Below are 22,628 nucleotides of genomic sequence, written 5' to 3'. Positions count from 1 at the left end.
TAGTTTTAGTTAAAAAAAATTCCCAGTGCTTGCTGACGGAGTATCGGATCGCCTTTGTCGAGCAGGTGCAGGAGTTTACGTTTGCGGTTTGCGTATCGCTGCCATTTGTGCGGCTCGTGTTGCCGCACCCATATGGCATTATCAATCAGGTCGGCATATTTGATGGTCTGGGCAGCGGAACTGATGGTTGCCAGGCGTTGGGTTTCGAGCCAGCGAAGTTTTTTCTTGCCTGTGTCTGAATAGTTATCAGGGTGAAAGACATCGCTTAGCTCGTTGACCATGGCGACTATTTGTTCGGTTTCGGGAACTGTATAGGCAAATGCCAACAAGGCGGTTCGCAAGGCCTCCGCTGTGGTGATATGGTCTTCTAATAGATCATGGCATAACCCGGCTTCACAGCCGAGAATGATGTAAGGGGCAACGGTTTGGGCTACGGCCAGGCAATGGCTGAAATAGGGTTCGCCGCTGAGCGGGATGAGATGTCCTGCATATTTTTCGGCAACCCAGACGGTCAGTGCTTCAGTCCGCTGTTCCATTGGTTGAGTTTGAGATAACCTAAATGAATTTCATCGGGAACAGAGTTTGGATCCGGTAACAGCTCGATATGGTATAGGGCTTTGAATGCAGGTGATAGCAGGTCGTCAATACGGTAGATATCATCTACATCGATGCCATATTTTTCATCAATGTGTGCAGCAGCAGCTTTAACTTTTTCAATCGATGCAGTTTTGAAAAAATCCGTTCCGGTGGAGGCTTTGATCGCTTGTTTGCGGTCTTCCTGAACGGTGAGCAGGGTGTAATGCTGTTCTTCCAGTTTACCGGTCTGGTAACCGCCGAGGTTGATAAAGAATAAACGTTTTGTGTTACCCGGGTCGGCTTGTGCTTTGGGGATGATGTTTACCTGGTGCCCCTCCACATGGGTCACTTCCCGCCAGCCGTCGATGTGCAGGCTGTTACCGGCTTCGGACCAGAATTCGCGCATGGCGGGAACCAATTCCGCGAGTGTAGCGCCAATACCGAAGAAGAAATCGTGCTGTTCGACGCTGCGGCCCGGCGCTTTGGAACCCAATAACACCATATATAGTTTAAGGTTCATGCGCTCATTGCTTTGTTCAATAAACCATCCAGCACCAGTTTGGAAGCTGCTTCGCTGAAATCCAGTCCTGAATAATCGGGGTTATAACCACCGATAAAAGGGACGGCCATGATATAGATGCGTTCATTCAGGGCACCGTAGGCGTCCAGTAACTGAAAACGGTCGTTGATCGCCAGGCCGGGCACGGTCAGGTATTCGTCTGGTTTGTTACGGAAGCCAAGACGGGCAGGTGTGCCGACAGCCTTTAATCCTTCAAAGGGGATATCTTCAAACGAGATATGCGGCTGGCCGATGCAGTCAACAAATAGTTGATAATGTACGCCCGCATAATCCGCGCCGCCTTGTTCACCGGGTTCGGGTTCTTCGTCCTGATCCACCACTTTCATTTCCAGGCAACCAGCTTCGTGCATCGCCATGAGGGTTTCCGCCGAGCTTTGCGGTACGAAGGCGATCACTACGGAGATCAGCGGCATTAGTGTTTTGTATATGCGTTGATAATCTTCGGCGGAGAAATACTTGGCGGGGTAATTCATGGCAAAGCTGAGGATGGCCAGCATTTCTTTCCAGTAGACCGATTGATGCGTTTTGATAGAGCGTTCCGCTTCGGCATATTCATCTTTCAACAATTCGAAAGGGTCACGGGCTTCGCGTTTGGTCATCATATGATCAACAAAAGCTTCCATGTTCATGTCTTTGATCTCGTCGTAACAGGCGGGATCGTGTTCGCGGATACCTTTTTTAAAGTTTTCCTCAAAAACATAATCGAGCGAAAGAAAGCCTTCGTTAGCTTCACGGTTAGCAGCGATTCTTTCCGGTGACAGCACGGTGTCTTTACCTAAATGGGAGTCTTCCAGGTGGAAACGCACGGCCGGCAAGAGCCCATTGCGCGAGTGCATCACGATTTTAAAACCGGGGCTTTCGGGATAAAAATGTAATCGGCCATTTTCGTCTTTTTCAAAATGTCCGTTGTGCCTGCCCAAAGTGCGTATAGCGTCTATGGCAGTCAGTGAAGCGCCTCTTACTGCCACAGGGTAATCGGCCTTCAGCGCGATCTTTTCCGGAGGGTAAGGTGAATCGAACCAACCTGTTACTTGACCTTCGTGTTTTTTAGGCCAGAGGTGGCCGGTACATACGATCACGTGGTCATACGTTTCAGCGCCTTTATGGGTACGCACTTCAACTTGCTGCTCGTCGGGCAGATCAATGATGTCTAAAACGCTGGTGTTGTAATAAACCTGTGTGTTTAATCCATTTTCTTTGGCTTGGTGCAGCAGGTTTTTGAATTGATCACAGAGATACTGGCCAAAAAGCAGGCGGGGCAATACTTTATAATCGTTGAATTTTCCAGCATCGAGGTGGTATTTATCGAGGGTGTCTTTCGGTACTTTTTTCACCCAGTCGGCCATGTCGTTGGGCAGTTCAGGGATTTCGTTGCCCGAAACGTTGGTAACGTGTTCATCGGCAGCGCCGTCGTGTCCATAAGGCATCCCGCAGCCTAACTCAGCACTTTTTTCATAAATGTCCACGCTGAAATCCTGGTGGCCGCTTTCCACGAGGCGTTTGAAAATAAACAAGGCGGAAGGGCCGCCGCCTAAAATGGCGATGCGGCGAACATCTCTTTTATTCCTCATCGCTTTCCGCTTTGGCTTTTGCTTCGGCCTCCAGCAAATTGGTGCCGATGGGGTGGTTCTGTAAAAGCTGAGCGAACCAGGCCAGGTTTTCAGTCATATAACGCAAGCTTTTATTGGTGTATAAATAGCGCTCGCCACCGGCTTCTACATAATCTTTTTCGCCCCCGGCCATGCCGACCCAATAAGCGTTAACATTCGGAGGGATGGTGAAACCCACTTCTTGCAAGGACCAGAGGACTTGCGCGGCACAACTGTGGGCGCCATCTTCGTTACCGGTCACCAGGCAACCGGCCACTTTGTTATAGGGCATAAACTGACCTGTTTTTTCATCCATCAGTTCTTCATCGCGGAATATCGCATCCAGCCGTTCAATGACTTTTTGCGCAGTGGAAGCCAAATGCCCCATCCAGATGGGCGTGGCGATGATAAAGATATGGCAGGCTTTGATTTTCTCTAAAATTTGCGGCCATTCGTCGCCTTCACCTTCATCGGAGCTGTTACCTGGCAGCACGTTATAAGCATTCAGCCGGATCATCTCAGTTTCAATGCCTTTTTCCTGAAACTGTTCGGCGGCTTTTTTCGCCAGCGCTTCGGTATTGGAAAATTTCGGCGCTCGTTTGAGCGTGCAATTGATCAATAAAGCCTTCATGGTTTCACTTCTCCCTGGACGCTGTCATCCAATGTTTTACCGATAATGCTGCCAGCGATCATTTTCAAAAAGGCCACCATTTTGCCGTGTTTGGTATCCCAGTAGTAGCCTTCATCCGGGGTAACCTTGATCACGGTGATGCGCGGGTCATCTACGCCTTCGGTGAACCAGGTTTTGACGATGGGTTCCCATAATTCTTTGATCTTGACTTTATCGGTGCTGATACTGGCCCTGCCGCCAAGGGTTAGAAAATCGGAATGTGCCGAACCCATAAATAAAAGCTGTACGCGGTTATACTGTTGAATTTCCGCGTTTTTATGGCTGTCCACTGCGCTCAGGAACCAGAGGTTGCCTTCGTCGTCGATCTGCTGCACGGACATGGGCCGCGTTGCGGCGGCACGGCCGGATCTCAGATCGGTATTGAAAAAGCAGGTCTGCGTTTTGCCGGCCAGCTCTTTGATCTTTTCCACGGCTTCAGCGCCGCTCAGATTTTCGCGGTTCACTTCCGGTTGTTGTTGGTCGATACTATTCATAGGTAAAAAAAATGGGGCGCTGCGTTTGCAGCGCCCGTTGAAAAGATCAGTTGGTTATTTCGCAGCGTCACGAAGCGCTTTCACTTCATCGTGCGCGGCGTTGATCCCGCTTTGCTGGCGGTTCACCACTTCACGGGCACCGGCGCTCAGTTCTTCGTCTTCCAGCGCATCACGATAAGCTTTTTTGATCGCATCCTCGCCGCGTTCGGCTTCGGATAAAATACTCTCGCGGGTACTGCCCCCAAACAGCGCTTTCACATCGATCCAGGCGCGGTGCAGGCTGCCCGATACGCTGGTGCCGGTTTCCACTTCGTCACCTTCGCTGCCCACCAGGGCAGCCAGTTCCTGACTGTTTTCGCGGCTCTGCGCTGCAAAGCGCTGGAACAGTTGTTTGAGGTCGACATTTTCGTCTTTGATGTCAGCCATCGCTTTTTCAAAACCGGCGACGCGGTCATTGTTGATCTCGATCAGTTCGTTCAGAACTGAAGTTGTTTTGGTTTCCATAAAGTAGTTTTTAATGTCTTTTAACAACGCCTGCGGATGAACTAAGTTTTTAAAAAAATTAATTAGAACGAAATGGTTTTGGTACGATAATCGCCCCTCTTAGGTTATGAAGATCATCAAACCTACACCCAGCGCCGGAAAGGCCGTCAGAAAGGCGGTCGTAGCTGCTTTTTTGTACAGGGACGCGGACATTTTTAAAAACACCCCGCTGCAGTTCCTTAAAAACAACCCCAATTTATTTAATCCGCCGTCCGGCCTGATCGCTTAATATGAATAAAAAAAATTTCCTCATCACCGCTACCGCGGTTTGGTAGGCTATCTTTTGTTTGGTAAAAAATTGAGAACGTTGCTAAAAGATCATGTCAAGGATTGGGGTGCCGACCTGATGAGCCGCAAGTCGGGGCTGTCAACCGAGCTGACCCGTCCTGCGGCTGACCTGATCGTTGATTGAGTTGCAGCAGGCGATTGAGTGTTTGCAGGTTTTGAACTGCCGCCTCCAATGTATTATTAAAATAAGCGTAGACTGATTGGCCCGCTGCGAGCCAATCGTTGATATAGTGAGCGTATTCAGCCAGATAAGCATCATCGTAACTGCCGCGATAATTAGGTTCGGGGCCATGGAAGCGAAGAAATGTGTGAGCTGCGGTCAAATGCTGCGGTGAAGCGGATTTGTGCAGATCGTGGATGACCATGGCCACCTCGAATTGGCGGAGGAGTGTATATACCTCTTCGGTATACCAGCCCGGCTGTCGAAATTCGATGGCAATCCGCCAATTATACGGCTGCAAGGCGTTGATTAAATTGTTCAATTGAAAAATATCAGGCCCGAATTTAGGCGGGAGCTGTACCAGCAGGCAGCCGCGTTTTTCGGTGGAGTTGATGGCTTCCATAAATGCTGGTATGGCTTGCAGGTTGAATTGCCCGGGTAAACTGTGGGTGATGGATTGGTGTAATTTAAAAGTGAATTGAAAATTATCCGGCACTTCAGCCGACCATTTTCTTACCGTCCGCGCCAGTGGCATCCTGTAAAAGCTGGCATTGATTTCTATCGAATTAAACAAGGAGGCATAATAAGTCAAACGCGTTCCTGTCTGAAACGCTTCAGGAAAGAAAGATTTGTTTTTGACAGGCAGTACTAAATTGCTGGTCCCTGAATAATAGTTATTTTCCAAACAGTGCTCTTAATTTGTCCTTGGCTTTTTCCAATACGTTCTTTTCTTCCGCGCCCAGGTTTTTTCCGGCGCGGTTCTCATAGAAGGTGAGCATCGACATAGCGCTGCGATAAGGCGAAGACTTGCGGCGCTGACTGGTTTCGGCCGAGTGTTTTAGCGAAGCCGCAATTTTATCCGGGTCGCCTGACTTGAAAATATCCTTTTCCAGGTCCAGGGCATTGCTGTGTACGGTCACTTCTCCTGACCACTTGGTGGTGCTCATGTTTTGCAGATTGTAGTTAAACTATTTATGACGGCTGCTTTCATTCGGTTCAAGTTTTTTAACCATTGACGACTTCGCCGCCATTAACGTGAATGACCTGGCCTGTAATGAACGAAGCATCATCCGAAGCCAGGAAAACATAGGCAGGAGCCAGTTCTGAAGGTTGGCCGGCTCGTTTCATCGCTGTTTCGCTGCCGAAGGATTTGATCTTTTCTTCGTCAAAAGTGGCGACGATGAGCGGTGTCCAGACAGGGCCCGGCGCGACGGCATTGACCCGGATCTTTTTGTCCGTCAGGTTGGTCGCCAGTGACCGGGTAAAACTGGTGATGGCGCCTTTGGTTGAAGAATAGTCGATCAGGTTGGGTGAAGAACGGTAGGCGGTCACCGAGGTGGTATTAATGATACAGTCGCCTTCACCCAAGTGCTCCAGCGCTTCATTGGCAAAATGAAAATAGGCGAAGATATTGGTGCGGAACGTATCCTCCAGTTGCTTTTCGTCGATTTGTTTCGGGTCTTTTTGAGGAATCTGTATACCCGCATTATTGACAAGAATATTGAGTTTTTTCAGTTTACTAACGGTAGTAGCCACTGCTTTTTTGCAGAATGCCGCTTTTTTAACATCGCCCTTAAGGAGCAGGCATTTCCGGCCTTCGGCCTCGACCAGTGTTTTGGTTAACTTTGCGTCCACGTCTTCGTTCAGATAGACGATCGCCACATCGGCGCCTTCACGCGCAAAATGGATACTGACCGCCCGGCCGATACCGGAATCACCACCGGTGATCAGTGCTACTTTATCCCGCAGTTTACCCGAGCCGGCATAGCTGATTTTAATATATTCCGGGGCCGGGGCCATTTTCGCCTCGATCCCCGGCTGCCGGTTTTGTTTTGCTGGTGTTTTTGCCATAAATATTTAACCTGAAGTTATTTTTTTTGTTTGGGAATAGGTGAGATAGTTTGCCGACGTAATCACCGATCCCTGATAAGACCCGGCGGCGATATGTGGGACAGCGCAAGGGTCGGTGCTGACGCAGTACCTATTCGCACCGCGCGCGGCTGGCTGGAGATTTATCCCAGAGCCAATGCCGAACACCGGTATGGCCTGGGGGCTTTGCTGCTGGACCCGGACGATCCGTCAAAGGTCATCGGCCGCACTAAAAACCCCATCATGGTGCCGACAGCAGCCTATGCGCTCAGTGGTTTCTTTGGTTACGTCGTGTTCACCAACGGGCATATTGTCGATGGCGACCGGCTCACGATCTATTATGGTGCAGCGGATGAATGCGTTTGCGGCGCACATTTTTCCATTAACGAAATTCTGAGCCGGCTGTCTTAACTGCGGCTTGCCTGGAGTAAATCCAGTGTCCGGAGATCTCTTTCGCCGTTGAAAAACTTTTCCAGCACCTGGCCAAAGACCGGGAAGGTAGCCGGTACCGCATCGAACAGGGTCATGGATGAACGCAATTTCAAATGGTCGGGAGCGCCGAATACGGCCAGCGCATCCCTGGTTTTGAGCTTTATCAATGCTTTACAGATGGTGACCAGCCGTAAACTTAACTGCTCATCCATCAGATAGGCAGTGGCTTCACCGATATCTTTGATCGCGTAGAATTTGGAGGTCGCGGTGGTCCCTAGGCCCGCAATCTGAGGAAAGATATACCACATCCAGTGACTGCGTTTCTGCCCGTTTTTGATTTCCGCCAAAGCGGTTTCATAATCGTTGTCCTGGGCTTCTGTAAAACGTTGCAAATGGTAATGGATCATTTCTTTTCGGTGTTCGTTAAATTAACCGGCATTGCTGTCATCAGTGACCACCTCATCTGAAAAGGTTTCGGTTTTGCCGTTATCCAGTTTGACCACGACCTTATTCCCGATGGTCTCGATCACCTCGCCCGGTCCGTCGGGCGAGGTGATACGCTGACCTTTTAAAAAAAGATGTTCATCCATTATTTTTCATTGTCCTTATAGGTACTCCATTGCGCTACGCCTTTAGGCTCGGCGTTGGTCACTTCCGCGCTTTTGGCTTTGCTCATCTGCTGGTCGAGCTTCTCTTTATCCTTCAGTTCGCTCTTGAAATCTTCGGGTAGTTTGGTTTGGCCCTCGGTTTCCCGTGCCTGATGAACCGGGTTCTCCACATACACAAAATCCTTGCCCATGCCTGGAATTTCTCCCTGGTTCCATGGCCCTCTTACGGTGCCCCCGGATAAGTTATAGGTATTTTGTAAAAAGCGCGGATCGGCTGCCAGTACACCCGGAGGGAAGTTGGGCTGAATGCTGTTTAGCGCGGCTTCAAACAGTTTGTAATGGGTCACCTCCCGGGTCATCAGGAAGGAAAGCGTTTCATGAATATAGGGGTCATCGGTAAATTTCATCAGGTGCTCGTAAACCAGTTTCGCGCGGGATTCGGAAGCCAGATTGCTGCGCAGATCGACGGTCAGGTCGCCATTGGAATTGATATACGACGCGCACCAGGGCACCCCTTGGCTGTTACGCGGGGTCGGCCCGCCACCGGTAATGATCAGAAACTGGGGATTAGCGGATAAGGCCGCATGGATCACGCTTTCTTTTTCCGCTTTGCCGTTCATGGCCACCATGATCTCGCTTTGTTCGGCGGCGTCTTTTAGCTCGCCGTTAACGCCTTTTAACAGCATCTGGATGGTCGCGCCGACGATCTCCAGGTGGGAGAATTCTTCGATAGCAATATCCATCAGCATATCATACTTGTCGGGGTGCGAGACTTTAGCGCCGAAGGCCTGGGTAAAGTATTGCATGGCCGCTGCCAGTTCGCCGTTTTCGCCGCCGAATTGCTCCAGTAACAGGTTAGCAAAGCGTGGGTCAGGGCGCGAAACCCTGGCGTTGAATTGTAAATCTTTAACGTGGTGAAACATAGGTAACTCATTTTTAGTGGTGAATAAAAGGCAGCGGCTGGGTCAGGAGGGATCTTAAGGATACAACCCATCGGAGTAAACTATGTTTTAAATTAAACTATTTAATTAACAGGAAAATTAAAAACAAAATTTTAAGCCGGAAGTTATCTATCACGCTACAACCTTTTGACACCTATGGAAGGAATTTCACCCTGGGCGCTCGCCGTAGAGACTTTATTTCACGGTCAGGACCTGCCGGCCCTGTTCAGGCGGGATCTGGCAGGTTATGTGGTCCGGCTTCATCACCTCAGCAATTCTTTATGGATCGGCATCACCTGTCCGACGGGTTTACAGATCGTCCTGCGGCCGGCGTATTTGCCCAACGATCACCTGGAGCTCTGCCGGATGGATAAAGACGGATCCGGGCTGACGCTCCATCTCCAGGGTTCGATGGGCGAGTACCGGGTCATTCTTGAATTTCCGGCGGGAAATGTTCCCCTGTTTCGCTATCAAACCCTGCTGAAAGCGAAAAGGCCGCTGCTGATCCCCTTCTGGCCGCGGGATATGGTCATTACGGCCCCTGACGGCAGTCCCGGGCGTGCGAAAGGAACCGTGCAGGTCAGCCAGGCCGGTACCCGGTCAGGGATGCAATACCTCACACTGGACCAACCGGAAAGCGGGGCGCTGCTCTATTTTCAAAACCTGACCGCTTTGAATGATTACGCCCGGGCCACGGCATGTTCTTTAGGCGACACCGTGGGCGGCACCTGGCCGGAACTGGGTTTTGCCCTACCGCCGACCATAAAAAACAAACCCTTGCCCCCTCACCAGGAGATGGTCCTTTCTGATGCCTTTCTGGTATTGGATCCTGTTTATCCAAAGGGCGAGGCGGCAATGGCCAAACAATTTCTGGGCTTGTTAGCGGAATTGTACCTGGTATTGCCCAAACCGGAAACCGCTTATTACAGCTGGCCGGAGATGGTGGACAAAGGTTTGCATGACCTGGAGTTCAGTCACGGCTGCTGGTCTCATGGTGCCGGACAGGATTACCTGAATGCTTATGTGGCCGACTACCAGACGCCGCCTGAACTGATGGTGCAAATGGCCGTGCTGTTACCGCTGGTGGATTACTACGACTGGAACCAGGCCGACCTCCCTGCCATTCGGAAGATACAGCATGGTCTGGATGCTTTTTACCATAAAAAACTAAAAACGGTCGTCCGTTTCCTGCCGGCGCTGGCAGGCGACCTGGATGGTGAAGAAGAACAACTGCAGCCCAATGTGATGGACTCGTGGTACCTGCACCACCCGCTGCTCAACCTCGGACGAATGGCGCTGCGGGGGGACCTGCAGGGTAAGCGCCTGTTTCTGGATTCTTTGGATTTTACGATCAAAGTGGCCCGGCACTTTAATTATGAGTGGCCCGTATTGTATCATATGGAAACACTGGAAGCGGTCAAAGCGGAAACGCAGCCGGGCAAAGGTGGTGAAAAAGATGTGGCCGGCCTTTACGCATTGGTGATGCTGCATGCCTGGGAACTGACCCGGGAAAACAGGTATTTACTGGAGGCGAAAAGGGCGGCCAAAACGCTGCGGGGCAAGGGCTTTGACCTGTTCTACCAGGCTAACAATACCGCTTTCGGGTCCAACGCGATGCTGTGGTTGTATAAAGAGACCAGGGAGCGGCAATACCTTGATCTGGCTTACCTCTGCCTGGCCAACCTGTTTAAAAACATGCAGCTTTGGGAATGTGATTACGGCTACGCGAAAAGCTATCCCACGTTTTTTGCCCTGTTTCCGCTCAGCGACGCGCCGTATACGGCGGCTTATGAAGAGCAGGAGGTTTTCGCGGCGATGCATAACCTGTTGCGTTATGCCGAAGATGAACATATCCTGCCGGCGGTAAACATCCTGGTACCCGAATTTTTGAGGTATATCGTTAACCGTGCGCCGTATTACTATCCGCCCAACCTGCCGCGGGAGATGTTGTCAGAAAAGGTGAAGACCGGGCAGGTCGACCCTGAATTGTGGATCGCGATAGAGGACATACAGGACGGCTGGAAGCAGTCCGGCACCGTCGGTCAGGAAGTTTACGGGGCCGGTGTGGCCTTCGGGATCATTCCGCGGCACTATTACCGCGTGGACGGCCAGGATTTCTGGATATTCTGCGATTATCCTTCGGCGCATTACCGCCAGTCCAAGGGCAGCCTGAGTTTCCGGCTCAAAGGTGATAACCGGTTAAGTTGCCGCCTGTTGATCTTAAAAATGGGAAGAAAAACGTTGCCGGCGATCAAACTCCAAACGGCAGGAGCAGCACTTAAAGGAAAGAAGGTCAAAGGCGGTCATCAGGAATTCACCGTTCCGGCTGGCAGCGAAATTCAAATCTATTGGTCATGAAAAAGAAAAAGCATTTTTTTGAACGGTTTTCGAATTGGGCGACCGCGGCGACCGGGAGTTCGGCGGCATTCATCATCGCATCAGCCACGATCCTGATCTGGGCGGTGACCGGGCCGGTGCGGAAACCTGGCAGCTGATCATCAACACCGGAACGACGATTGTGACCTTTTTGATGGTCTTTCTGATCCAGAAATCGCAGAATAAGGATTCCAAAGCGATCCACCTCAAACTGAATGAACTGCTGGCCTCGCATGAGGGAACCAGTAACCGCATGGTCAATATTGAGGACCTCACGGAGGAGGAACTGGATCATTTATATAAATTCTATATCCAGTTATCCAAACTGGCTCAACAAGAGCATGACCTGACCACGACGCATTCCATCGATGCCGCCGAGGAAAACCAGAAACATAAATCCAGTATCCGCAAACCTAAAACCAAATGAAGCTTGAAGAACGTCTGAAGATTTTTAACCAGGGCTTGTTGCCCAACAAAGTACAGTTGAAGTACGAGGCGATGGCGGAGAACGCTTTTCGCTTTTTCCGGGGCACCTGTCATTTGTTTTACGAGGATCTGGCCGCGGCCGAACCCTTACCCCTATCGCCGCTGGCCTGGATCTGCGGCGACCAGCATATCGAGAATTTCGGGAGCTATAAGGGCGATAATAAGCTGGTCTATTTTGACCTGAATGATTTTGACGAGGCGCTGCTGGCACCGGCCAGTTACGAGACCGTGCGGATGGTCACCAGTATCTTTATCGCCTTTGATAACCTGGACTTTGAGGAGGAAAAGGCGCTGAAGATGGCGCAATTGTTCTTAAAGACCTATTCGGCCACCCTGGCCAAAGGCAAGGCGATCAGTATCGAACCGCGGACGGCCAAGGGGATCGTTTGTGATTTTCTGACCGCGGCCACCAAAAGCACTTACAAGGACCTGCTCAAAAAGCGGACGGTCAGTAAAAAGAAAAGCATCATGCTCTCGCTGGCGGACGAGCGGCATTTCAAATTGGATAAACCCTTACGAAAAGCATTGAAGGCACACATCGGGGAATGGATCAAAACCAGCAGCGACGGGCCTTATAATTACGAAGTACAAAGCGTCGTTTTTCGCCTGGCGGGTACGGGTAGTATCGGCGTTAAGCGCTATTTGTTTTTGCTGAAAAGCACGAACACCAAAAACCATTATTTACTGCTGGATATGAAACAGGCGCGGTCATCATCTGTGGCGCCTTATGTGCCGGTACAGCAGCTGGGCTGGGATAGCGAGGCTGCCCGGGTGATCGGCGCGCAGCAGCGCATGCAAAATGTTCCTGCGGCTTTGCTCAGCACAACGGTGTTTCAGGGCGATTCTTTTATGATCCAGGAACTGCAGCCGGTCAAGGACAGCATCAAATTCAAACAATTAAAGGATTACCGCGATATGTACCAGGTGATCGACGATATGGCCGCACTGACCGCTTCGGCGCAGCTGCGCAGCGGGGGCCGGCAGGGTTCGGGCACGATCGATGAGTTGATGGCCTTCGGGCTGGACCAGGGCTGGCAGGAGGCGGTGATCGCTTATGCGCAGCGGTACGCGGAGAAGACCAAAGCCTATTATCGGGCGTTTGTGAAAGACTTGAAAGCCGGGAAATATGGAGACTAAAACGACGACTGCGATGATCGAGAGCCCGAAGGGTTTCGGTCAGAAATTTGACTATGATGAAAAAGAGAACCGGTTCCGGCTGAATAAGATCTTGCCGGCGGGTTTGGTCTTTCCCTTTGATTTTGGCATGATCCCGCATACCAGGGGCGAGGACGGTGACCCTCTGGATATTATCGTGCTGGATGAGCACGGAACGTTCCCGGGCTGCCTGGTGGATTGCCGGATCATCGGCGCTTTTCAGTGCGAGCAGACCGAGCGGGACGGCAGGACGATGCGCAATGACCGTTTTTTTGGCGTTCCCGAAGTATCACAATTGTTTTCGGAGATCAAAGAGCTGGAAGAAGTGCCGGGGGCCATTTTGAACCAACTGGAACATTTCTTTAAAAATTATAATGAACAGGCCGGCAAGCAATTTAAGGTCATTAAGCGACTGAATGCGACGCAGGCCAATCAATTAATCGACGATGGAAAGCTTACTTAAAATCTTTGGTGAAGGGGAGCACCTGGACGCCGTGCAGATGAGTTGCCGCGGGGTGGTGATGTTTCTGATCATGCTGGTGCTGATCCGCATTTCGGGCCGCCGGTCATTCGGCATGCGGACGGCGCTGGATAATATTATCGCCGTTTCGCTGGGCGCTATTATGAGCCGGGCGGTGGTGGGCGCTTCGCCTTTTCGTTCGGTGGTGGTGTGTTGCCTGGTGATCGTGCTGCTGCACCGCGCAGTAGGCCGGCTGATCGCGGCCGGCAAAAAATTCAGCCGTGTGGTGGAAGGCGAAAAGATCCTGCTGTTTGAGGACGGTGTGTTCTTAAAAGAACACATGAAACGGGCCCTGGTCTGCGAAGAGGACCTGATGCAGGGCGTGCGGAAATCGGCTTTGACCGAAGATATGAGCCAAATCAAAAAAGTTTACATGGAACGCAACGGAGAGATCAGCGCGATCCGGAAATAACCACCTTTTGGAATAGGGTTTGCATAGGTTGATTACATTATAAAAATCTATATGCCATGAAAACGAAAGCAAGCAAAAACGTGAACCGTACCCCTGAAGCAGAGAGTGCGTTGAAAGAATTATTCGTTGACGAATTAAAGGACATCTATTGGGCGGAGAAACATTTGGCGACCGCCTTGCCTAAGATAATCAAGGGTGCCACTTCGGAAGAGCTGAAAAACACGATCAGCACACATTTGGAGGAAACCAAAGGACAGATCACCCGTCTGGAAAGTGTATTCGAATCGATCGGTGAAAAAGCTGCTGCGAAAAAATGCCTGGCGATGGAAGGATTGCTGAAAGAAGCGACCGAGCTGTTATCCGACACCGATAAAGGTACCGAGGTACGGGATGTGGCCATTATTTCTGCCGCGCAGAAAGTGGAACATTACGAAATGGCTTCGTATGGTACGCTGCGCACGCTGGCGGGAACTTTAGGTTTCAGCGAAGCGCAAAGCCTGCTGGATGAAACCTTAGCCGAAGAAAAAAATGCCGATTCCCTGTTGACCCAAGTAGCCGAGAATTACGTGAACGAAGCCGCTGCCGCAGAAGTAGAATAATCATCAGCCAAATTGAGCTTAACGAGGGGATGCCGGAAGGTATCCCTTTTTTTATGGTTTCAGCTTGGTGGCGATAGACCGCTTAATCGCAAACCTGCAGCCAGTGCCCGTCACAGTCTTCGATGATGAATTCCCGGCCGTAAGGGCGCCGGATGATTTCCTGGCGGATCTTCGCGCCTTTGGCGCTGACCTCCTGGTAAAACGCATCGATCTCGGGCACCCAGATGATAAAATCGGGCATGCCTTTGCGTAACTGGTCGTTATGATGCAGGTCGCCATTTGCGCCGCCAAAATGGAGCTGGTACCCGTCGCGCTCCAGCATCACATAGGCGCATTCGCTTTCGTCCGGGAAAAAACCGATCAGCTTAAATCCCAGCACTTCCTGGTAATACCTGGCCGTTCTGACCGCGTCGGAAACAACGATCTGCGGGGCGATGCCCGCCAGTTTGGGTGGGTTCATGCGTTCATAATTTAAAGGGGAAAATAGGAAAAGGGACCGACAGACCCTATTTTTGATAAGAACAATAAAAAAGGCGGGCCTAACTGCCCGCCCTTGGCTTATTTCATGCTATCGTGGATCTTTTGGATATGCTCCAGGTGCATTTTTAAGGTCGGTAAGGTTTTGAGGGCAAAGGCCTTCAGATCGGGATCTTTCAGGTTTTTGGTAGCATCCTCGAATTCCTTGATGTCCTCTTTATGGTCATCGATCATATTGCTGACGTAGGCTTTATCAAAGTCGGCCCCGGATTTGGCCGACAGGTCGTCTTTCACCTTTTGCTCCTTGGTGTCGATCGCGGCCGGTAAAGTGATGCCTTTGGATTTGGCCAGGGCCTTCATTTCGTCATTGGCTTTGCTGTGGTCGCTCACCATCATGGTGCCGAAGTCTTTGACCTGGGCGTTGGCGGCTTTTTCCTGGGCCAGTTTGCCGAGCTCCACTTCAGCCATACCGCCGTTCGCGGCGGCGACCGCGAATTTGGCGTCATCTTTATCGACGGCGCTCATCGACGAGTCTTTTTTGGCGGTGTCCGCTTTGGCGGTGTTGGCGCTGTCGGCGCTTTGTTTGCTGTCCTTGTTGCCGGAACAGGCCTGCATCCCTCCGGCCATACCGGCGATCAGGGCGATGTAGATTATTTTCTTCATCGTTAATGGATTTAAAGGTTTACTGCGGCGATCAAACACGCTTAGATAGTACAAATCAATGGAGCGGATTGTTTCGGCAGCCGACGCTCATTTTTAATGCAAATGATACGGTTCGACCTTGGCGGTTGACCGCATTAATTCCGGTGTAATACCCGGAAAGTTAAATTAATGCGGGCCTGCATCGGCTGTTTGGATTTGGGCACGCGGTGCTGCCAGTATTCCTGGAAGCCGCCTTTCATCAGCAGGTAGGAGCCGTTTTCCAGCTCGACTGTATATTTGACGCGGTGATCTTCGCGCAGGCGGAACTCAAAGCGGCGGGCTTGTCCAAAACTTACCGAGGCGACGATCCAGTTCTTGCCCGGGACGCCGTCGTTATCTGTATGCCAGCTCACCGAGTCGTTCCCGTCCCGGTAATAGTTGAGCAGCACGCTGTCGAATTTCGCTCCGGAAAACGGTTCGATCCGGTCTTTGATCTGTAGCAGTTCCGGTGTCCAGGCTAAGGGGCGCAGACCTTTACCGGTTAAGGAATAATCGACGTCCGGGTTGCCGTAACAGGCAGTCAGCCTTGGGGTGATCACCTCTTTACCGTAAAGCAGCTGCGACTTTTGCTGCCAGGGTACGCGATGGATGAGGTGCGCCATGAACTGCCTGCTTTCTTCTGCAGAGAATACGCCGGGCCGGTAATCAACCTGTTCTTCCGGCAGGCCGCTGTTGGGCAGCAGGCCGGCTAATAGATGGGTTTGTGTCATGACGGGCCTTTATCCTTTCAACGAACGGGCGGCCGCTTTGTTCTCCCGGCAAACAAGCGAAGGTATTGTGCTGTTAGTTGGGTATGAAAACAGCGAACGAATTATTGCCGGAACAACGCAGGGGGCGGCAGACCGATTTTACGCATGAACAGCGTTATGATACGCTGGAAGCGGCGCACCGTGCCTTCCAGGCGGCGGCCGGACGGATGCTTTCAGTCAACAACTGGCCTAATTATGCCGGGGCGGGTTCGGCGAAGTTTACCTTGTGCAATAATCAGGGAAAAGAGCTGGCGCTGATGGCGGAGGAGGGCTTTTTTATCAGTATCAATCTGCCGGGCCCCGGGCCGGATGCGGGCGAAGGGCTGGAATGGGTGTTCATCGAAAACCTGGCGTCTGAAGGCGGCGCGCATACGGCGGAAGCATATGTGCTGATGACGGTGCGGCCTTGCGCCGATCCGCGAAAAACGGGCGGGGAGATCGCGCATTTTTATACGGACGAATCAACCAGTACGTTTATCGTCAGACGCGACGGGATGGTGGTCAGCGCGGGCGCGCATGGACGGAACGAAACGCCCAATAACGAAGGGGTCGATCTGCATGACCAGATCCGCAATACCGCCATCGGGCTGATGGCGCGGGCAGGTTTATCCGGTGGCCAATGGCAGAAACTGGTCAATGGCCTGATCGAATACCGGGAAGCAAAATCGGGGAAAACTGAGGCTTGACTGTCCACGCTTCGCTAAACAAAATAGCCGGAACGCTGTTGGAGAAGAACGTTTTCTTAATATCCCATTTATGCGGAACCGGTATCTTCTATTTCGTCCTTCTTGTTAGCGTTATCTGCTCTGCCTTGCGGGCTAAAAGCTCAGAACTAGGCGGGACAAAGCCTGCCTAAGATCTTAATTCCGCATGCCGAGCGCAAGACGATCGCCGGCAAGGATACGACCATAGAGTCGGATACGTCGAAGGAAACCAAAGAACCCCGTTACTATTACCTGTCGGTCAATGCCAATGTTTTCGTCAATACGAAAGGTGGTTTTTTCAAACGGTTTTCACCTGCGGTTGAACTGGGCCGCACTTACGGCATCTTTGATCTGGGCCTGGCCACCGGAAGGACCAATTCCATCAGCTCGGGCAGAGATACGACGCGGTACATTGAATTCCGGCCCACGATCAATATTTTTTCTGCCGGGCGTTTCGCCGAGGGGCTTTGCCTTGGCGGCGGCTACCTGTTTGGTGCACAGCAGGCATTAATGACCGAGATCTGCAACAGCATCAATTTCAATATATCGGCCAATGTCGCGGTGGCGGTTACGCAAGGTTATTATTTTTTTGACGGGACGAACAACAGCCGAAGCACGCAATACATGGGTTTTGCCTTTACCTATAACTTTCTGCGGCCGCACAGTGTGAATAAACAGCGGAAGAAAGCCGCTTTGATCAAAGAAAATTAAATATCCGTTGACCTAAGAACGAAATCCACGAAATAAAGACCTGGCACGATACGTATAAAAAAGTTTCCACTTCCGGGTAACGGCTGGCCGACCGGGTGGTCGGTAGCGCGGGCGCCAAAAGCGTGTATTGCCTGCTAGTATCAACGCTCCGCCATTTCAGTCTGAATGGTCCTGAGCGATACTAAAGTTAGGAAAGCCGGGTTGATCATGGTTGCCATCATCCGGAATTAAACTTTGGCGCCCCATAAAAGCCCGTATCAAATCTGAAACCGGCGCTGCACGATGGCGGTCACCTGATGGCTTAGTAATTTGACGTCATGGGGTATATGCAGCGGAATATCAAGGTAATCACCTGCACTCAAATAAAATATTTTTTTGCCGACAGTACAGGCGCATTTACCTTCCAGAATAAAAAAACTTTCAGCTTCCTGGTCATGGGTTTCTTCCGGCACATCGATACGGGAGACCACGAGCAACTGCGAAAGGTTTTCATCCCGCCTGATCTCCTGCATAAAGATTGTTTCGATCGTATGCGGTAATAAAGGCGCTAATACCCTGAGCCAGCTCAGGTGATTGGCGTATCTGTCCGTGGCGGGTAAATTATCCAGATATAGCTGCTGGCCTTCAAAACCAAGTTTGCCCAGCACACGATCCTTCATTCTGCGATGTGGCTCACAGTGCGGTAGAATTTGGGACAATAGTTTATCCTGAGGGGCGAGGGGCATAAATCAAAGGTAATTATAATTCGCAAAAAAATACCCTGATTGAAACATTTCTGCGGGATCAGGGTATCAGGCATCGGTGGCCTTGCGGTAGCACCGCATCTTAAGGCCTTTTATAAGGCAGCCAAAATCTTTCGCTGTGAAAGATCATGTCATGCCATTCCCAGATGCACCAGGGTTTGATGGTGAAGGTGCGGTACAGGTGGTTGTCACCAGTATCCTTATCCGGGTGCCGGCATAAAAAGGTGGCGTAGCGGCGGATGACGGTTTCGTAGGTATTGCCCTTCCCTCCTTCTTCGCTATCGGTATAGCTGCCGTCGACATTGCTGTAGGTATAGTCTTCCTTCAGCAGGTAGCTGATGGGGGTATAATTAGTGAGCAGATAGATGATGAGCAATGCCCAGATACTGTATTTCAGTGGTTTTTTCATCGTTGTTGTGATTTAAGCTTTTTGGTTACAGGGGCCGTGAGTGGTGGGTATGGTGCCGCCGTTGGTATTCACACCGGATTGGCCTTTCATGTTGTCCAGGCTGCTGCCCAGGCCTGCGGGTGTTTGTGCTACAGTAGCACCGCCGGGGCCGGCCAAGCCGACGGTGGCCGAACCGTCGGGTAAGGGGATGCCGGCATAGTGGCAGGCGGCTTCGGCATAGCCCGTGCAGTTCATGTCGATCAGGTCGTATGTGAGCAGGGGTTCGTTGAGGTAATTGATGAGGTTAGCGAACTGGACGGAATTGACGTTGTAGGTGATACTGACGTTATAGTCCAGTTGGGAGTTGTCGGCGAGTTTGCCGGGGGCATGCAATTTACTGAGGCCCGATCTCCAGGATACGGGCCTGGATATGCCCGGTGCTGTCTTTGAGAAAAGCGAGTTTGCGGTAGCCGAGTTTGATGCCGTTATAGGTCGGCTGGCCCTGGAGTCTGACGAGCCAGTAGTTGCCTTTTTTGGTTGGGATGGATGTTAAGTTATCCAGGTTGGGGTTCAGCCTTTTAAGATTGAAGGTTTTTTGACCGAGGGCATTGGTTTGAACGGTATTGGAGTCTGGTTGTTGGCTGTACCAGTCCGTGACGGCTTTCAGGCTGAGGGTTTGGTGCATGGTATCGGTGGTTTGCGGGGTAAAGGACGGTGTTTGTGCTTTACGACAGGCTGCTGCCAGGCCGATGATCAGCAGGATGATGATGGGATATTTTTTCATGGCTGGGTGCTTTATTGGATTTGACCTATTTTAAAATATTGATGTTTATCGCCTTTTAAGTGGTTTGGAGTTGTTGGCCGCGGATGCGGCAAAGTGCCTCGTGGCTGACGTTGAGGTGCGAGGCGACCATCCAGAGGGGCACGCGCTGGATGATATCGGGGTGGGTTTTCAGCAAAAGGTTGTACCGCTCGATGGCAGTTCCGTTCTGCAGCAGGTTAGTGCGCTGTTCGGAGGCCATATAGTATTTTTCGGTGAGCATGCGCCCGATGAAATTAAACTCGGGAAAGTCGGCGTAGATGGCCTGCATCTGCGCCCAGCTGAGTAAGAGGAGGGTACTGTCTTCGAGCAGTTCGATGGTTTCCGTGGCGGGTTGCTGAGTATAAAAGCTGTAGACGGAGATCATCAGGTCCCCTTCGCGCGTGGTACATTCTTTTTGTTTGTCGGTGTGGTAATAGGCTCCAGCGAGGCCACGGGTCAAGAAATAGATTTTCCGGCAGGTTTGGCCGGGCCGGAGGAGTACCTGCTTTTTGGGATAGTGTTCTTCTTCGAGATTTTCCGCGAAGCGCTGCTGAAGCTACCCTGAGACTGGCCGGATGGGGTTCAGGGTTTGCAGTAAGAGTGTTGCGTCCATAGGTTTTTCGTTCGTTGATAATATTGATGATTATCAACGTCCCGGTTCCCCGATCGGACCAACTTTGGGTTCAATAAATTGCTTGTGAGTTTAAATAGTTGTGAAAAGGCTTGGGCGGCGCGGGTTTTGTGGACTTTAATTTTTTTATCGATGGTAAATGTATTGGACTTTGAGGAAATGTATGTGGAGCTGGAAAACAAATTGAGTTTGATCGCTTTGGAAGAGGCCCGGCCTTTACAAAAGATGACGGCTTGTTTGAGTGTGATCAGAAAGGTTTTAGTAGAGGTGCGGGAAAAGGCTTTAGCGACGGGTTTTATAGACCAGGCGGCTGAGGTACAATTTTTTAAAGTGGTGAAGCCGCGCTTTTTTAGCTTGCAGGTCTTGGAGACGGAGTTGTATCACCTGGAAAACGTTAAGAAGGCGACTTCTATTTTGGAGTTGCAGGAGTATTACCGGGAAGAGTTGCGCTGCATCGGGCGTTTTTTCCGGCAGTATGCTTTTCAGTATGAGTATTACCATCATCACCGGAATATTTCAGAATTTAAAATAGGCCATACCAAAATGCTGACAAATCAACTTGGCTACGTTCAACACAATGAAAATCTAAACTATAGTAATGCTAAGTTTATCGAATTATAGCGAGAATTTGTTCCTGCCACTATCTTCAATAGCACAAAATAACTTAATGTGATTTTCTTTAGCAATAAAAAAACGTACTAAAACACACGCAAACTGTTAGACCTATGTTAGACCCAATAAAAAAGGACTTAGATTTTTTAATCATAAGTCCTTGATTTTCAAGTCGGGATGGCGGGATTCGAACCCACGACCTCCAGCACCCCATGCTGGCGCGATACCGGGCTACGCTACATCCCGAGATGGTTGTTTGTACTGCTAGCGCGCACAAACGCCGGATCACAAATATAATAAAATGCGGTAATGGCCAAATAGGTTATGCGGTCAACTTGGCAATGATCTGCTCTGCCGTTAGTTTTTCCTGGGTGCCGCTTTGCATGTCTTTCAGTGCCAGTTGTCCGCTTTGCATTTCGTCGCTGCCAATCATTACTACGTAAGGGATCAGCTTGCCATTGGCGTAGTCTAATTGCTTTTTGATTTTGGCGCCTGCCGGGTACAGCTCTGTATTTACATCGGCATTGCGCAGCTTTTGCAGCAGGGGCAGAGCATAAGTCTCACCCTCGACATCAAACGGACAAATCAGTACGCGGGTTGACTGGCCTGTAGTAGCAGGGAACAGGTTTAGTTCCTGCAATACATCGTAGATACGATCAGCCCCGAAGGAGATGCCTACACCGGTCAGATCTTTCAGGCCGAACATGCCGGTCAGGTCGTCATAACGACCGCCGCCGCCAATACTGCCCATTTGCACTTCGTTGGTTTTTACCTCGTAAATGGCGCCGGTGTAATAGTTCAATCCTCGGGCCAGGGTAATATCCAGCTCCACCTTGGCACGTTGCAGGGTGAAGCTTTTTAGATAGGTAAATACTTTTTCAATCTCCTCGCAGCCTTTCATACCGGTGGCCGATGATGCCAACACACTGCGCAGACTGGCCAGCTTTTCTTCGTTAGTACCTTCCAGTAGGATGATCGGTTTGACCTGTTCAATATTTTCTGGCGTGAAATCGCGTTCCAGCAATTCCTTGGTTACGCCGTCAAGGCCAATTTTGTCCAGCTTGTCAATGGCCACGGTCATGTCTACAATCTGGTCGGCTTTGTCAATCAGCTCGGCAATACCCGAGAGGATTTTTCTATTGTTAATCTTAATAGTAAAATCTTTTAGACCTAAATTACTCAGGGCCTCGTCATAGATCAGCACAAACTCGGCCTCGTTCAATAACGATGGCGAACCTACCACATCGGCATCACACTGAAAAAACTCACGATAGCGGCCACGTTGCGGACGATCTGCACGCCAAACCGGCTGCACCTGGAAACGCTTGAACGGGAAAGTAATCTCGTTCTGGTGCATCACCACGTAACGGGCAAAGGGCACGGTGAGGTCGTAACGGAGGGCTTTTTCTGAGATGATGCTGGTCAGGCTTTTTGAATTAAACTCAAAGCCTTCGTTCTTTTGCTTTTTAGTTTCGGCATCGGCCCAAAAATCACCACTGTTTAATATCTTAAAAATCAGCTTATCGCCTTCTTCGCCATATTTACCCATAAGGGTCGACAGGTTTTCCATCGACGGGGTTTCTATCTGCTGATAGCCATATTTGCGAAAAACCGCCTTAATGGTATCAAAAATAAAATTGCGTCGCGACATTTCTACGGGCGAGAAATCGCGCGTGCCTTTGGGTACAGATGGTTTGATGGATGCCATAGCGCGCAAAGGTACAAAATGAGCGGATTTTTGGAAGGTAGATTATTGCAGACTGATTAGAGGGACACACCCCTGTTAACGTTTTTGCAATTTGCACCGACAG

At 50.7% G+C, this 22,628-nt stretch carries 32 protein-coding genes, 1 tRNA gene and 1 pseudogene; 12 read left to right on the top strand and 22 right to left on the bottom strand.

Annotated features, from left to right (window positions below; genetic code table 11):
* Positions 1-5: 5 nt before the first annotated feature.
* The 6 genes from ABZR88_RS21420 to ABZR88_RS21395 are packed head-to-tail and all read right to left on the bottom strand — an operon-like array spanning position 6 to position 4,413.
* Positions 6-536 (bottom strand): HD domain-containing protein, encoded by a 531-nt coding sequence (locus ABZR88_RS21420; RefSeq protein WP_107827987.1) that lies wholly within the window; start codon positions 534-536, stop codon positions 6-8.
* The gene (locus ABZR88_RS21415) at positions 512-1,096 is read right to left on the bottom strand and encodes a DUF1543 domain-containing protein (protein ID WP_107827986.1); all 585 of its coding nucleotides are present in this window, start codon (positions 1,094-1,096) and stop codon (positions 512-514) included. Before ABZR88_RS21415 ends, ABZR88_RS21420 begins: the two co-directional genes overlap by 25 nt.
* Complete coding sequence (locus tag ABZR88_RS21410; RefSeq protein ID WP_107827985.1) at positions 1,093-2,727, bottom strand: FAD/NAD(P)-binding protein; 1,635 nt, start codon at positions 2,725-2,727, stop codon at positions 1,093-1,095. The genes ABZR88_RS21415 and ABZR88_RS21410 overlap by 4 nt, the downstream gene beginning before the upstream one ends.
* The gene (locus tag ABZR88_RS21405) at positions 2,717-3,376 is read right to left on the bottom strand and encodes a flavodoxin family protein (protein ID WP_107827984.1); all 660 of its coding nucleotides are present in this window, start codon (positions 3,374-3,376) and stop codon (positions 2,717-2,719) included. The genes ABZR88_RS21410 and ABZR88_RS21405 overlap by 11 nt, the downstream gene beginning before the upstream one ends.
* Positions 3,373-3,909, bottom strand: a complete 537-nt coding sequence (locus ABZR88_RS21400) for a pyridoxamine 5'-phosphate oxidase family protein (RefSeq protein WP_107827983.1) — start codon at positions 3,907-3,909, stop codon at positions 3,373-3,375. Before ABZR88_RS21400 ends, ABZR88_RS21405 begins: the two co-directional genes overlap by 4 nt.
* A 54-nt stretch (positions 3,910-3,963) precedes the next feature.
* Positions 3,964-4,413 carry a PA2169 family four-helix-bundle protein gene (locus ABZR88_RS21395; protein ID WP_107828046.1) on the bottom strand — a complete coding sequence of 150 codons (450 nt, stop codon included), beginning with the start codon at positions 4,411-4,413 and terminating at the stop codon, positions 3,964-3,966.
* 106 nt (positions 4,414-4,519) lie between these two features.
* Between ABZR88_RS21395 and ABZR88_RS21390 the strand changes: the two genes are divergently transcribed.
* Complete coding sequence (locus ABZR88_RS21390; RefSeq protein ID WP_170113570.1) at positions 4,520-4,681, top strand: hypothetical protein; 162 nt, start codon at positions 4,520-4,522, stop codon at positions 4,679-4,681.
* Between the two features lie 94 nt (positions 4,682-4,775).
* Here ABZR88_RS21390 and ABZR88_RS21385 read toward each other — a convergent pair whose 3' ends face one another.
* Genes ABZR88_RS21385 through ABZR88_RS21375 form a run of 3 tightly spaced genes read right to left on the bottom strand, consistent with a single transcriptional unit; the run spans position 4,776 to position 6,751 of the window.
* On the bottom strand, positions 4,776-5,585 hold the full coding sequence (locus tag ABZR88_RS21385) for a DUF72 domain-containing protein (protein WP_107827982.1): 810 nt from the start codon (positions 5,583-5,585) through the stop codon (positions 4,776-4,778).
* Positions 5,575-5,847 (bottom strand): DUF3175 domain-containing protein, encoded by a 273-nt coding sequence (locus tag ABZR88_RS21380; RefSeq protein WP_107827981.1) that lies wholly within the window; start codon positions 5,845-5,847, stop codon positions 5,575-5,577. The genes ABZR88_RS21385 and ABZR88_RS21380 overlap by 11 nt, the downstream gene beginning before the upstream one ends.
* A gap of 58 nt (positions 5,848-5,905) precedes the next feature.
* Positions 5,906-6,751 (bottom strand): SDR family oxidoreductase, encoded by an 846-nt coding sequence (locus ABZR88_RS21375; protein ID WP_107827980.1) that lies wholly within the window; start codon positions 6,749-6,751, stop codon positions 5,906-5,908.
* Between the two features lie 93 nt (positions 6,752-6,844).
* Between ABZR88_RS21375 and ABZR88_RS21370 the strand changes: the two genes are divergently transcribed.
* Positions 6,845-7,180, top strand: coding sequence for a hypothetical protein (locus ABZR88_RS21370; RefSeq protein WP_245917013.1), 336 nt, complete (start codon positions 6,845-6,847; stop codon positions 7,178-7,180).
* Here ABZR88_RS21370 and ABZR88_RS21365 read toward each other — a convergent pair.
* The 3 genes from ABZR88_RS21365 to ABZR88_RS21355 are packed head-to-tail and all read right to left on the bottom strand — an operon-like array spanning position 7,177 to position 8,732.
* A complete protein-coding gene (locus tag ABZR88_RS21365) occupies positions 7,177-7,608 on the bottom strand; it encodes a DUF1810 domain-containing protein (RefSeq protein WP_107827978.1) in 432 nt (143 codons plus the stop codon). The two genes, ABZR88_RS21370 and ABZR88_RS21365, sit on opposite strands and share 4 nt — an antisense overlap.
* A 21-nt stretch (positions 7,609-7,629) precedes the next feature.
* The gene (locus ABZR88_RS21360) at positions 7,630-7,791 is read right to left on the bottom strand and encodes a hypothetical protein (protein WP_170113569.1); all 162 of its coding nucleotides are present in this window, start codon (positions 7,789-7,791) and stop codon (positions 7,630-7,632) included.
* Positions 7,791-8,732 carry a manganese catalase family protein gene (locus ABZR88_RS21355; protein ID WP_107827977.1) on the bottom strand — a complete coding sequence of 314 codons (942 nt, stop codon included), beginning with the start codon at positions 8,730-8,732 and terminating at the stop codon, positions 7,791-7,793. Before ABZR88_RS21355 ends, ABZR88_RS21360 begins: the two co-directional genes overlap by 1 nt.
* 174 nt (positions 8,733-8,906) lie before the next feature.
* Here ABZR88_RS21355 and ABZR88_RS21350 point away from each other — a divergent pair, with 174 nt between their 5' ends.
* Genes ABZR88_RS21350 through ABZR88_RS21320 form a run of 7 tightly spaced genes read left to right on the top strand, consistent with a single transcriptional unit; the run spans position 8,907 to position 14,298 of the window.
* Positions 8,907-11,108 (top strand): hypothetical protein, encoded by a 2,202-nt coding sequence (locus ABZR88_RS21350; RefSeq protein ID WP_146166510.1) that lies wholly within the window; start codon positions 8,907-8,909, stop codon positions 11,106-11,108.
* On the top strand, positions 11,105-11,245 hold the full coding sequence (locus ABZR88_RS21345) for a low affinity iron permease family protein (RefSeq protein ID WP_342748742.1): 141 nt from the start codon (positions 11,105-11,107) through the stop codon (positions 11,243-11,245). Before ABZR88_RS21350 ends, ABZR88_RS21345 begins: the two co-directional genes overlap by 4 nt.
* Before the next feature lie 35 nt (positions 11,246-11,280).
* Positions 11,281-11,553 (top strand): low affinity iron permease family protein, encoded by a 273-nt coding sequence (locus tag ABZR88_RS21340; protein ID WP_342748741.1) that lies wholly within the window; start codon positions 11,281-11,283, stop codon positions 11,551-11,553.
* Entirely contained in the window at positions 11,550-12,749 is a 1,200-nt protein-coding gene (locus ABZR88_RS21335) for a DUF2252 domain-containing protein (RefSeq protein WP_107827975.1), read from the top strand. Before ABZR88_RS21340 ends, ABZR88_RS21335 begins: the two co-directional genes overlap by 4 nt.
* Positions 12,739-13,230, top strand: a complete 492-nt coding sequence (locus ABZR88_RS21330; protein WP_107827974.1) for an inorganic diphosphatase — start codon at positions 12,739-12,741, stop codon at positions 13,228-13,230. The genes ABZR88_RS21335 and ABZR88_RS21330 overlap by 11 nt, the downstream gene beginning before the upstream one ends.
* A complete protein-coding gene (locus ABZR88_RS21325) occupies positions 13,214-13,699 on the top strand; it encodes a DUF421 domain-containing protein (protein WP_107827973.1) in 486 nt (161 codons plus the stop codon). The genes ABZR88_RS21330 and ABZR88_RS21325 overlap by 17 nt, the downstream gene beginning before the upstream one ends.
* A gap of 56 nt (positions 13,700-13,755) precedes the next feature.
* Positions 13,756-14,298, top strand: a complete 543-nt coding sequence (locus tag ABZR88_RS21320; protein ID WP_107827972.1) for a ferritin-like domain-containing protein — start codon at positions 13,756-13,758, stop codon at positions 14,296-14,298.
* 82 nt (positions 14,299-14,380) lie between these two features.
* Here the strand turns inward: ABZR88_RS21320 and ABZR88_RS21315 are convergent, their stop codons facing one another.
* The 3 genes from ABZR88_RS21315 to ABZR88_RS21305 all read right to left on the bottom strand — a co-directional run bounded on the left by ABZR88_RS21315 (position 14,381) and on the right by ABZR88_RS21305 (position 16,187).
* Positions 14,381-14,758, bottom strand: a complete 378-nt coding sequence (locus ABZR88_RS21315; protein WP_107827971.1) for a glyoxalase/bleomycin resistance/extradiol dioxygenase family protein — start codon at positions 14,756-14,758, stop codon at positions 14,381-14,383.
* Between the two features lie 98 nt (positions 14,759-14,856).
* Positions 14,857-15,438, bottom strand: coding sequence for a DUF4142 domain-containing protein (locus tag ABZR88_RS21310; RefSeq protein ID WP_107827970.1), 582 nt, complete (start codon positions 15,436-15,438; stop codon positions 14,857-14,859).
* 134 nt (positions 15,439-15,572) lie between these two features.
* Positions 15,573-16,187: an alpha-ketoglutarate-dependent dioxygenase AlkB gene (locus tag ABZR88_RS21305; protein ID WP_107827969.1), complete on the bottom strand. Its 615-nt coding sequence runs from the start codon at positions 16,185-16,187 to the stop codon at positions 15,573-15,575.
* Between the two features lie 83 nt (positions 16,188-16,270).
* Here ABZR88_RS21305 and ABZR88_RS21300 point away from each other — a divergent pair, with 83 nt between their 5' ends.
* Together ABZR88_RS21300 and ABZR88_RS21295 are read left to right on the top strand one after the other, a co-directional pair.
* Positions 16,271-16,912, top strand: a complete 642-nt coding sequence (locus ABZR88_RS21300) for a hypothetical protein (protein ID WP_107827968.1) — start codon at positions 16,271-16,273, stop codon at positions 16,910-16,912.
* A 528-nt stretch (positions 16,913-17,440) separates the two neighbouring features.
* Positions 17,441-17,641, top strand: a complete 201-nt coding sequence (locus ABZR88_RS21295) for a hypothetical protein (RefSeq protein WP_107827967.1) — start codon at positions 17,441-17,443, stop codon at positions 17,639-17,641.
* A 257-nt stretch (positions 17,642-17,898) separates the two neighbouring features.
* Here the strand turns inward: ABZR88_RS21295 and ABZR88_RS21290 are convergent, their stop codons facing one another.
* The 5 genes and pseudogenes from ABZR88_RS21290 to ABZR88_RS21270 form a co-directional block, all read right to left on the bottom strand.
* The gene (locus ABZR88_RS21290) at positions 17,899-18,300 is read right to left on the bottom strand and encodes a cupin domain-containing protein (protein ID WP_170113568.1); all 402 of its coding nucleotides are present in this window, start codon (positions 18,298-18,300) and stop codon (positions 17,899-17,901) included.
* A 166-nt stretch (positions 18,301-18,466) separates the two neighbouring features.
* Positions 18,467-18,793 (bottom strand): hypothetical protein, encoded by a 327-nt coding sequence (locus ABZR88_RS21285; RefSeq protein ID WP_107827965.1) that lies wholly within the window; start codon positions 18,791-18,793, stop codon positions 18,467-18,469.
* Positions 18,794-18,805: 12 nt separating this feature from the next.
* Positions 18,806-19,027, bottom strand: coding sequence for a hypothetical protein (locus ABZR88_RS21280; RefSeq protein WP_146166509.1), 222 nt, complete (start codon positions 19,025-19,027; stop codon positions 18,806-18,808).
* 139 nt (positions 19,028-19,166) lie between these two features.
* A complete protein-coding gene (locus ABZR88_RS21275; RefSeq protein ID WP_107827963.1) occupies positions 19,167-19,556 on the bottom strand; it encodes a hypothetical protein in 390 nt (129 codons plus the stop codon).
* A gap of 55 nt (positions 19,557-19,611) precedes the next feature.
* Positions 19,612-20,085 (bottom strand): annotated as a pseudogene (locus ABZR88_RS21270) (Crp/Fnr family transcriptional regulator); the annotation flags it as partial.
* 252 nt (positions 20,086-20,337) lie between these two features.
* Here ABZR88_RS21270 and ABZR88_RS21265 point away from each other — a divergent pair.
* Positions 20,338-20,826: an RteC domain-containing protein gene (locus ABZR88_RS21265; RefSeq protein ID WP_211309768.1), complete on the top strand. Its 489-nt coding sequence runs from the start codon at positions 20,338-20,340 to the stop codon at positions 20,824-20,826.
* Between the two features lie 163 nt (positions 20,827-20,989).
* On the opposite strand, the gene ABZR88_RS21260 is transcribed toward ABZR88_RS21265, so the two are convergent.
* Positions 20,990-21,063 (bottom strand) — tRNA-Pro (locus ABZR88_RS21260).
* A gap of 76 nt (positions 21,064-21,139) precedes the next feature.
* The gene (gene hisS, locus ABZR88_RS21255) at positions 21,140-22,525 is read right to left on the bottom strand and encodes a histidine--tRNA ligase (RefSeq protein ID WP_107827962.1); all 1,386 of its coding nucleotides are present in this window, start codon (positions 22,523-22,525) and stop codon (positions 21,140-21,142) included.
* Positions 22,526-22,628: the final 103 nt, after the last annotated feature.

The sequence above is a fragment of the Mucilaginibacter yixingensis genome (assembly GCF_041080815.1).
In the GTDB taxonomy this organism is placed as follows: domain Bacteria; phylum Bacteroidota; class Bacteroidia; order Sphingobacteriales; family Sphingobacteriaceae; genus Mucilaginibacter; species Mucilaginibacter yixingensis.
This window is presented reverse-complemented; position numbering and strand designations above follow the sequence as displayed.